At 69.0% G+C, this 7796-nt stretch carries 9 protein-coding genes, 1 tRNA gene, 1 other RNA gene and 1 pseudogene; 7 read left to right on the top strand and 5 right to left on the bottom strand.

Annotated features, from left to right (window positions below):
- Window positions 1-71: 71 nt before the first annotated feature.
- The gene (locus tag DBR34_RS10635) at window positions 72-479 is read left to right on the top strand and encodes a DUF6165 family protein (RefSeq protein WP_128096766.1); all 408 of its coding nucleotides are present in this window, start codon (window positions 72-74) and stop codon (window positions 477-479) included.
- A 104-nt stretch (window positions 480-583) separates the two neighbouring features.
- Here the strand turns inward: DBR34_RS10635 and DBR34_RS10630 are convergent, their stop codons facing one another.
- Window positions 584-1633 (bottom strand): glycosyltransferase family 9 protein, encoded by a 1050-nt coding sequence (locus DBR34_RS10630; protein ID WP_128096765.1) that lies wholly within the window; start codon window positions 1631-1633, stop codon window positions 584-586.
- Window positions 1634-1654: 21 nt separating this feature from the next.
- Here DBR34_RS10630 and DBR34_RS10625 point away from each other — a divergent pair, with 21 nt between their 5' ends.
- The 3 genes from DBR34_RS10625 to DBR34_RS10615 are packed head-to-tail and all read left to right on the top strand — an operon-like array spanning window position 1655 to window position 3554.
- Complete coding sequence (locus tag DBR34_RS10625) at window positions 1655-2404, top strand: 3-deoxy-D-manno-octulosonic acid kinase (RefSeq protein WP_128096764.1); 750 nt, start codon at window positions 1655-1657, stop codon at window positions 2402-2404.
- On the top strand, window positions 2404-3171 hold the full coding sequence (locus DBR34_RS10620; protein WP_128096763.1) for an MBL fold metallo-hydrolase: 768 nt from the start codon (window positions 2404-2406) through the stop codon (window positions 3169-3171). Before DBR34_RS10625 ends, DBR34_RS10620 begins: the two co-directional genes overlap by 1 nt.
- Before the next feature lie 2 nt (window positions 3172-3173).
- Entirely contained in the window at window positions 3174-3554 is a 381-nt protein-coding gene (locus DBR34_RS10615; protein ID WP_128096762.1) for a DUF4440 domain-containing protein, read from the top strand.
- 103 nt (window positions 3555-3657) lie between these two features.
- Here the strand turns inward: DBR34_RS10615 and ffs are convergent.
- Both ffs and DBR34_RS10605 read right to left on the bottom strand, forming a co-directional pair.
- An RNA gene (ffs, locus tag DBR34_RS10610) (signal recognition particle sRNA small type) lies at window positions 3658-3754 on the bottom strand.
- A gap of 133 nt (window positions 3755-3887) precedes the next feature.
- A complete protein-coding gene (locus tag DBR34_RS10605) occupies window positions 3888-4280 on the bottom strand; it encodes a hypothetical protein (protein WP_128096761.1) in 393 nt (130 codons plus the stop codon).
- A gap of 218 nt (window positions 4281-4498) precedes the next feature.
- Between DBR34_RS10605 and DBR34_RS10600 the strand changes: the two genes are divergently transcribed.
- Entirely contained in the window at window positions 4499-4816 is a 318-nt protein-coding gene (locus DBR34_RS10600; protein ID WP_128096760.1) for a multidrug efflux SMR transporter, read from the top strand.
- Window positions 4817-4828: 12 nt separating this feature from the next.
- On the opposite strand, the gene DBR34_RS10595 is transcribed toward DBR34_RS10600, so the two are convergent.
- Window positions 4829-5281 (bottom strand): GNAT family N-acetyltransferase, encoded by a 453-nt coding sequence (locus tag DBR34_RS10595; protein ID WP_128096759.1) that lies wholly within the window; start codon window positions 5279-5281, stop codon window positions 4829-4831.
- A 101-nt stretch (window positions 5282-5382) separates the two neighbouring features.
- On the opposite strand from DBR34_RS10595, the gene DBR34_RS10590 reads away from it, so the two are divergent.
- Window positions 5383-6072, top strand: coding sequence for a hypothetical protein (locus DBR34_RS10590; RefSeq protein WP_128096758.1), 690 nt, complete (start codon window positions 5383-5385; stop codon window positions 6070-6072).
- 165 nt (window positions 6073-6237) lie between these two features.
- On the opposite strand, the gene DBR34_RS10585 is transcribed toward DBR34_RS10590, so the two are convergent.
- Window positions 6238-6330 (bottom strand) — tRNA-Ser (locus DBR34_RS10585).
- A 136-nt stretch (window positions 6331-6466) separates the two neighbouring features.
- Here DBR34_RS10585 and dnaX point away from each other — a divergent pair.
- Window positions 6467-7796: pseudogene (gene dnaX, locus DBR34_RS10580) on the top strand (DNA polymerase III subunit gamma/tau); the annotation flags it as partial.

The following is a 7796-nucleotide window of genomic DNA, read 5'->3' as shown; positions in this document are numbered from 1 at the left end:
ACGCAGACGGTTCGGCGTGGGTTGACTGCCGGGTCCGTTAAACTGGCGGCCTCACGTAACGGATGGCCCCCATGACCGCTGAAATCCTTGTTCCCGTGTCCTTTGGCGAGCTGCTGGACAAGATCTCGATCCTGCAGATCAAATCCGAGCGCATCGACGATGCGGCCAAGCTGGCCAACATCCATGCCGAGCTGAGCGCGCTGGACAAGACCTGGATGGCGCATCCGGCCGCGGTCAAGGACATCGCGCGCCTGCGTGCCGACCTGAAGGCGGTCAACGAGCGCCTGTGGGACATCGAGGACAACATCCGCCTGCAGGACAAGGCGCAGGCCTTCAACGAGGACTTCGTCGCGCTGGCCCGCAGCGTGTACCTGCAGAACGACGAACGCGCCCGCATCAAGAAGGCCATCAACCTGGCGCTGGGCTCGGGCTACGTGGAAGAGAAGTCGTACAAGGATTACGCACCCAAGGGCGCGTAACTTCGTCGGCCTGCGATGCGCAGGCGGTAGTGCCGGCCGCTGGCCGGCAACCCCGCATCACCTGACGTCGGAGGATGTTGCCGGCCAGCGGCCGGCACTACCGTCTATGCAGGCCGGTGATCGGCCACGTAGCGCTCGAACGCGGCGATGCCGTCTTCGACGGTGATCAACTGCATCACGTCGTCGAATTCGATCTTGGTGCCCCACTTGAGCGCACTGGCCGGCTTGCCCAGGTACTTGCGCGCGGCATCGTCGTAGCGGTCCACGCAGTAGCGTCGGTCGGAGTAGGGGCCGCTGCGGTGCGGGTTGCTGGCCGCGTGCAGGCCCAGCACCTTGGTGCCCACCGCGTTGGCGATATGCATCGGACCCGAGTCCGGGGTCATCACCAGCGCGGCGCGTGCCAGCAGCGCCGGCAGCTGCTTCAGCGTGTCCTTGCCGACCAGGTCCAACGCCGGGGTATCCAGCTGGGCGAGGATGGCATCGCTCATGTCGCGCTCCAGTTCGCTGCGGCCCCCGCACAGCACCACCCGCCAGCCGCGCGCGGTGGCATGGTTGGCCACCGCGGCGTAGCGGTCGGCGTACCAGTTGCGGCGTACGTGGCTGGAGCAGGGGGAGATCATCAGTACCGGGCGTCCATCGTCCTGCCACTGCGCCTGCGCCCATTCCACCGCGGCAGCCGGCACCGCCAGGTCCCAGCTGACCTGGGTCTGCACGATCCCCAGCGGCTCGCCGAAGCTGCCGATCGCGTCCAGCACATGGATGCCGGGGCGGTCGGGAATGCGTTCATTGATGAAAAGCCCGTGAAGGTCCTTCGAGCGCGCCTTGTCGTAGCCGATACGGCGCACGGCCGGCACGAACGCCGACAGCACGTTGGCGCGGAAGGCCACCTGCATCTGCAGCAGGGCCTCGAAACGGCCGGGCGGGAAGGTGGCCTTCAGCGCCCGCATGCCGGCCAGACCGGTCTTCTTGTCGTACGGGTGGAACACCACCCCGGGCAGGCCATCGAGCAGTTTGTGCCCGGCCCTGTCGATGATCCAGTGCAGCGGCGTGCCCGGCCTGGCCTGCTGCAGGGTCCGCACCAGCGGCACCACGTGGGTGACATCGCCCAGGGCGGACAAACGCAAAAGACACAAGGAAGAGGACGTTGGTGCCATGGTGTTGTTAGACTCGAAGGAATGGTCGCATTCGACGCCAATGAAGCGCTGACGCCCTGCCGTGATGGACGCGGACTGGGTGCCATTCTGTTCGACCGCGAACGGCTGCGGCAAGCCGAGATCGAGCTGTTCTCGCCGGCCCACTGGGCAGAGCGGGCGCGGCCGGTCGGCGATGGCGGCCGCGGCGGCGCCTGGTTCGTGGATGCGCCGTTCGGGCAGTGCGTGCTGCGCCAGTACCTGCGCGGCGGCATGGCGGCCAAGCTGAGCCGCGACGCCTACCTGTGGCGCGGTGCCGACCGCACCCGCAGTTTTGCCGAATTCCGCCTGATGCGCGCCCTGCGCGCGCTGAAGCTGCCGGTACCGCGCCCGATCGCCGCGTTCTACATGCGCGAGGGCATGCGTTACCGTGCCGCGATCCTGATGGAGCGGCTGGAAGGCGTGCGCTCGCTGGCCGACCGCGCGCTGGTGGCCGGGCGCGGCGCGCCCTGGGAAGAAACCGGCCGGCTGATCGCGCGCTTCCACCGCGCCGGGCTGGACCATGCCGACCTCAACGCACACAACATCCTGTTCGATGCCAACGGCCACGGCTGGTTGATCGACTTCGACCGCGGCGTGCAGCGCATTCCGGCCACGCGCTGGCGCGAGCGCAACCTCAAGCGCCTGCTGCGGTCGCTGCTCAAGCTGCGCGGCGAGCGCAGCGTGGAAGACGTGGAAAAAGACTACGCACGGCTGCGCCGCGCCTACGACCTGGCCTGGAACCGGGGCTACTGATGGACTGGGCACTGCGCTTCATGGGGGTCGGCAATGCGTCGGCCGTGCAGCTGGGCTCGCCGATGGCGGTGATCGAGCGTGACGGCCGGCCCTGGCTCACCATCGACTGCGGTGGCGAAGGCCTGACCGCCTTCCTGGCGCAGTACGGGCAGGTGCCGCAGGCGCTGTTCGTGACCCATGTGCACCTGGACCACGTGGCCGGTTTCGAGCGCTTGTTCGTGGATGCGTATTTTTCGCCGCACCGGCGCGGGCGCATCCGCGTGTATGTGCCGGCCACGGTGGTGCCGCTGCTGCACAAGCGCGTGGCCGACTATCCCAACGTGCTGGCCGAGGGCGGCGCCAACTTCTGGGACGCCTTCCAGCTGATCGTGGTCGGCGATGCGTTCTGGCACGACGGGGTGCGTCTGGAAGTGTTCCCGGTGCGCCACCACTGGCCGGAAACCGCCTATGGCCTGCGCCTCAAGGGCGCGGTGACCTGGAGCGGCGATACCCGTCCGATTCCGGAAATGCTGGCCCGCTACGCCGACGACAACGAACTGATCGCGCACGACTGCGGCCTGCACGGCAACCCGTCTCATACCGGCGTGGACGACCTGGAGCGTGAGTACAGCCGTGAGCTGCAGGCGCGGATGATGCTGTACCACTACGCCAGCGAGGCCGATGGCGCCGCGCTGCGCCAGCGCGGGCATCGCGTGGCGCTGCCGGGCGAATGCGTGGCGCTGGCCGCGCCGACCGCCCTGCACGTGCTGGCGCAGGATCCGCCCTGAACATGGCGCCGGCGACGGACACCGCCGCGCTGGCCGCCCACCTGGAAGCGCTCGAGCGCGCCCTGCATGACCCGGTGGTGCGTGCCGATACCGCGCGCCTGGAGGCGCTGCTCGATCCGGATTTCAGCGAAATCGGCAGCTCGGGCAGCTGTTACGGGCGCGCCGCCGCGCTGGTCGAGATTCCCGCCGAACGCGCCGTGGTGGAGATCGTCTCGGACGACTACCGCGTTGCCCTGCTGGCCCCGACCGTGGCGCAGGTGCGCTATCGCAGCTGGTATGTGGTCGACGGCGTGCGCCAGCGCACGGTGCTGCGCAGTTCGCTGTGGCGGCTGCACGGCACGGCGTGGCGCGTGCTGTTCCACCAGGGCACGCCCGCGGCGTAGAGCCGACCGTTGGTCGGCTGACGTCGATATCCGCGGCGCGTTGAGGGCAGCCGAGCAACGGCCGGCGGTACGCGCGCGATGGCGGGAGCCCAAAAAGGTGGCGGCCCCGCCGGCTGACCTCGGCGCCCGCGTCGATCGATACCGTTGCTGCCTTCCGGCCCTGGCGGGATTTTCGACCTAGCGTCGCGAGGGGCCGACGGGGCCACCATAGAGACGTTCCAGGCACCGGGTGATCGAAATCAGCGGGCGCCGGAGGTGCAGTGCAGGGACAGCCCCGCAGTGCAGTCGCGCATTCTAGCGCATGCGCCGCGTGCAGTGCCAGCGGCGCGCCACTCAGCCGGCACGCTGCCAGAGCAGCTGCAGGTCGCCATCGACGAAACCCAGCCCGATGCCCTCCACCTGCGCGGTCAGGCGCGGGCCGAAGCGGGGCGTGGCCAGGGCCTGCAGCAACTGTCCGCGCACCGCCACCAGGCACTCTTCCCAGCGTTGGCCGGTCAGTGCATACGGCAGCTCGATCTCGCGTTGCGGCGGCGCCCAGATTTCATCGCAGGGCCAGTCGCTGTCGCCCGCGTCGAAACGGTCGGTACCGACCAGTTCGATGCAGAAGCCGGCATCGTCGCCGGCCGCACCTTCGCTGAGGTTGAATGACAGGCCCACCACCTCGTCGGGCAGTGGCGACTGCAGCGCCTGCTCCAGCCAGGGGGCGAGCGTTGAATCGAGCGTCATGCGGGCATTCCTGTGCCAGGGCGGGTCAGGATGCCACGCCTGCCGCGCGCCTGCGTGGCTGAATCGGCGGTAGCCGGGGGCTGAACGCCGCGAAAAGCGGCGGCGGTGCAGGTGCTGGCCGTGGTGCGGCGTTGCTAGAATCGCCGCAGGAGGAACGGCCTCCCCCGCAGCGGGACACACTGACCAGGACGGCCTGGCCCCTATCAAAGGAGGGCCACATGGCCTGGATCTATCTGTTGGCAGCCGGCGTACTGGAAATCGTCTGGGCGTTCGCGATGAAGCAGTCCGACGGCTTCAGCAAGCTCACCCCCAGCATCATCACCGTGGTCACCATGATCGCCAGTTTCTGGCTGTTGTCGCTGGCCATGCGCACCTTGCCCCTGGGCACCGCGTACACGATCTGGACCGGTATTGGCGCGGTGGGTGCGTTCGTCATCGGCATCACGTTCCTGGGCGAGCAGGTGAGTGCGATGCGCATCGCCGCGGCCGTGTTGATCGTGAGCGGGCTGGTGCTGATGAAGCTGTCGAGCACCTGAGTCCTTTGGCGCTCACTCCAGCGGCAGCATGCGTTGCATGTCCACCGCGTCCAGACCCGGGCCGTGGCCATCGGTCACGACCCGGGTGATGACGAACCCCAGCGCGGCATAGAAGTCGCAGGTGTGCTGGCTGGTGCTCAACACCACGCGGCGCGCGCCACGTGCGCGTGCCTGCTGCAGGCGCGCCTGCGCCAGTTCACGGCCCAACCCCTGCCGGTGCACGGTGTGGTCGACCATGCCCCAGCAGAACGCGGCGGTCAGCGCATCGTCCATCGCCAGTCCGCCGCAGGCCACCACCCGGCCGCCGCGTTCGATCACCAGGTAGTCCACAGCGCGTGCAGGCTGCTGCAGGTAAGCGGAAAAATCCGCGCGTTCATGCACACCGAAGAACTGCGGGACGTTGCCGTCGAAGATGGCCAGGCAGGCGCGTGCATCGGCAGTGGTGAAGGCGCGGATCGTGGACATGGGGCTGCAGGCAGTGGCGGGGTGGCGCGACTGTGCCACGGAACCCGCTGTTGGTCCGCCGCGCTACCATCGGGGGCGGACAGGTGAGGCAGGAGGCCGGAATGTTCAGAGCGAAGATCGCTGCCTGCGTGGTGCTGGCAGCGTCGGTGTCAGGGTGCACGTACGTGGTCAAGGACACGGCCGTGGTCTGCGACACGCCGGGTCACACGCCGGTGCAGGCGACGCTGCCGGCGATGGCGGGGCAGCCGGCACGCGACATCGCGCTGGTGCTGGATTACTGGCTGGTGGAGACCGCGCCGGGCCAGGAGGACAACGTGGTGTGGCTGGCGTTGAGCGCGAGCAATGCAGGGCGGCGGCGCTACGACACGCGCCAGCACGGTGCCTATGCGCCGACCGTGTGGGGCCCGGGCGAAGCGCCGGTGCCGCTGTGGTATTCCTCGGCAGGGGCGTATCTGGTGCGGGAAGACGGCCAGCGCATCGCCGCCGATCCGGCGTTGTATCGCGGATTCAGCACGGCCTTGAGCGCCCGCCAGCGCCGCCCGGCCCGGTACGACGCGCGCCGGCTCGACCTCAACAGCGATGTCATCTGGGGGCCGCGCCAGGGCGGAGACCTCAACCAGGCCATCATGATCCGCTTCGATATTCCGCCACCGGCGCCGGACGCGCGCTGGACCCTGCATCCCGGCGAGGTGGGCGTGGGTGACACCGGCACCGTCGTGGCCTTTCCCGCGCGCGCGTTGTGCCTGCGCAAGGGCCATCGCGGCAAGGTGCACTGGAGCATGTTGCCGTGACGGGAGGGGGATCTGCGTCGCCCGTTGCTATGCCGGCGGGGTAGAGCCACCCCATGGGTGGCTGCGCGCCGGGGACCGAAGCCACCCATGGGGTGGCTCTACCGGGGATTCTTTTGCGTCGCGCAAACAAAAAGGCCGCCCCGTAGGGCGGCCTTTTCATGTGTGTGGCGGAGAGAGGGGGATTCGAACCCCCGAAGCGCGGTTTAGACGCTTACACACTTTCCAGGCGTGCTCCTTCAACCGCTCGGACACCTCTCCGGACCTGCTGCGATAACCCGCTGCAGGGGCGCAGATTCTAGCGGGGGAATCGCAATCGCACAAGCGGCACGAGACGGAGGGCAGGGGGGCTGGACAGGCGTGGCACAATGGACGTCCCGATGAAGACGGTGGCCTGATGTCCTATCTCGTCCTTGCCCGCAAGTGGCGTCCGAAGCGTTTTGCCGAGCTGGTGGGCCAGGAACACGTGGTCCGTGCGCTCAGCAATGCGCTGGACAGCGGCCGGGTGCACCATGCGTTCCTGTTTACCGGCACCCGCGGGGTGGGCAAGACCACCATCGCGCGCATTTTCGCCAAATCGCTGAACTGCGAGCAGGGCACCAGCGCCGACCCATGCGGCCAGTGCCCGGCCTGCCTGGACATCGATGCCGGGCGCTATATCGACCTGCTCGAGATCGATGCCGCGTCCAACACCGGCGTGGATGACGTCCGCGAGGTGATCGAGAACGCCCAGTACATGCCCTCGCGGGGCAAGTACAAGGTCTACCTGATCGACGAAGTGCACATGCTCTCCAAGGCGGCGTTCAATGCGCTGCTGAAGACGCTGGAAGAGCCGCCGGAGCACGTGAAGTTCCTGCTTGCCACCACCGACCCGCAGAAGCTGCCGGTGACGGTGCTGTCGCGCTGCCTGCAGTTCAACCTGAAGCGGCTGGACGAAGACCAGATCCAGGGCCAGATGACCCGGATCCTGGCCGCCGAGGAGATCGAGTCCGACCCGACCGCGATCGTGCAGCTGGCCAAGGCGGCCGACGGCAGCCTGCGCGATGGCCTGTCGCTGCTCGACCAGGCCATTGCCTACGCGGGCGGCGCGCTGCGGGAAGACGTGGTGCGCACCATGCTGGGCACGGTCGACCGCACCCAGGTGGCGGCCATGCTGGACGCCCTGGCCGATGGCGACGGCGTGCGCCTGCTGCAGGTGGTCGCCGCACTGGCCGAGTTCTCGCCGGATTGGAGCGGCGTGCTCGAGGCGCTGGCCGAGGCGCTGCACCGCATCCAGGTACAGCAGCTGGTGCCGGGCGCGCAGTCCGACGGCGAGGGGATCGATGCCGCCGCCTTCGCCCAGCGGCTGCGCCCGGAAGTGGTGCAGCTCTGGTACCAGATGGCGCTGGGTGGGCGACGCGACCTGTACCTGGCCCCGAGCCCGCGTGCGGGCTTCGAAATGGCCGTGCTGCGCATGCTGGCATTCCGACCGGCCGCCGCGGTACCGCCGGTGCCGCGCGATCCGGGCACCGGTACCGAGGTGAACAACGGCGCCGGCAGCCCCGCGCAGGGCAGCGGCATGGCCGCAGCGCCTGCCGCGGTGGCCGCTGCACCGGTCGCCCGGGTCGCCCCTCCCGCAGCCAGCGTCACCCCGGTAGCGGCGGTGGCTGCGCCCGTGGTTGCCCCGGCTGCGGCGCCGGCGCCGGAAAGCCCGCGCCCGACGCCGCCCCCGGTGGCCGAGCCGGTGC

Origin of the sequence: Stenotrophomonas sp. HMWF003 (genome assembly GCF_003061285.1) — a bacterium.
Lineage (GTDB): Bacteria > Pseudomonadota > Gammaproteobacteria > Xanthomonadales > Xanthomonadaceae > Stenotrophomonas > Stenotrophomonas maltophilia_AP.
The sequence above is the reverse complement of the archived record's forward strand: the minus strand, read 5'-3'. Positions and strand labels throughout refer to the sequence as shown.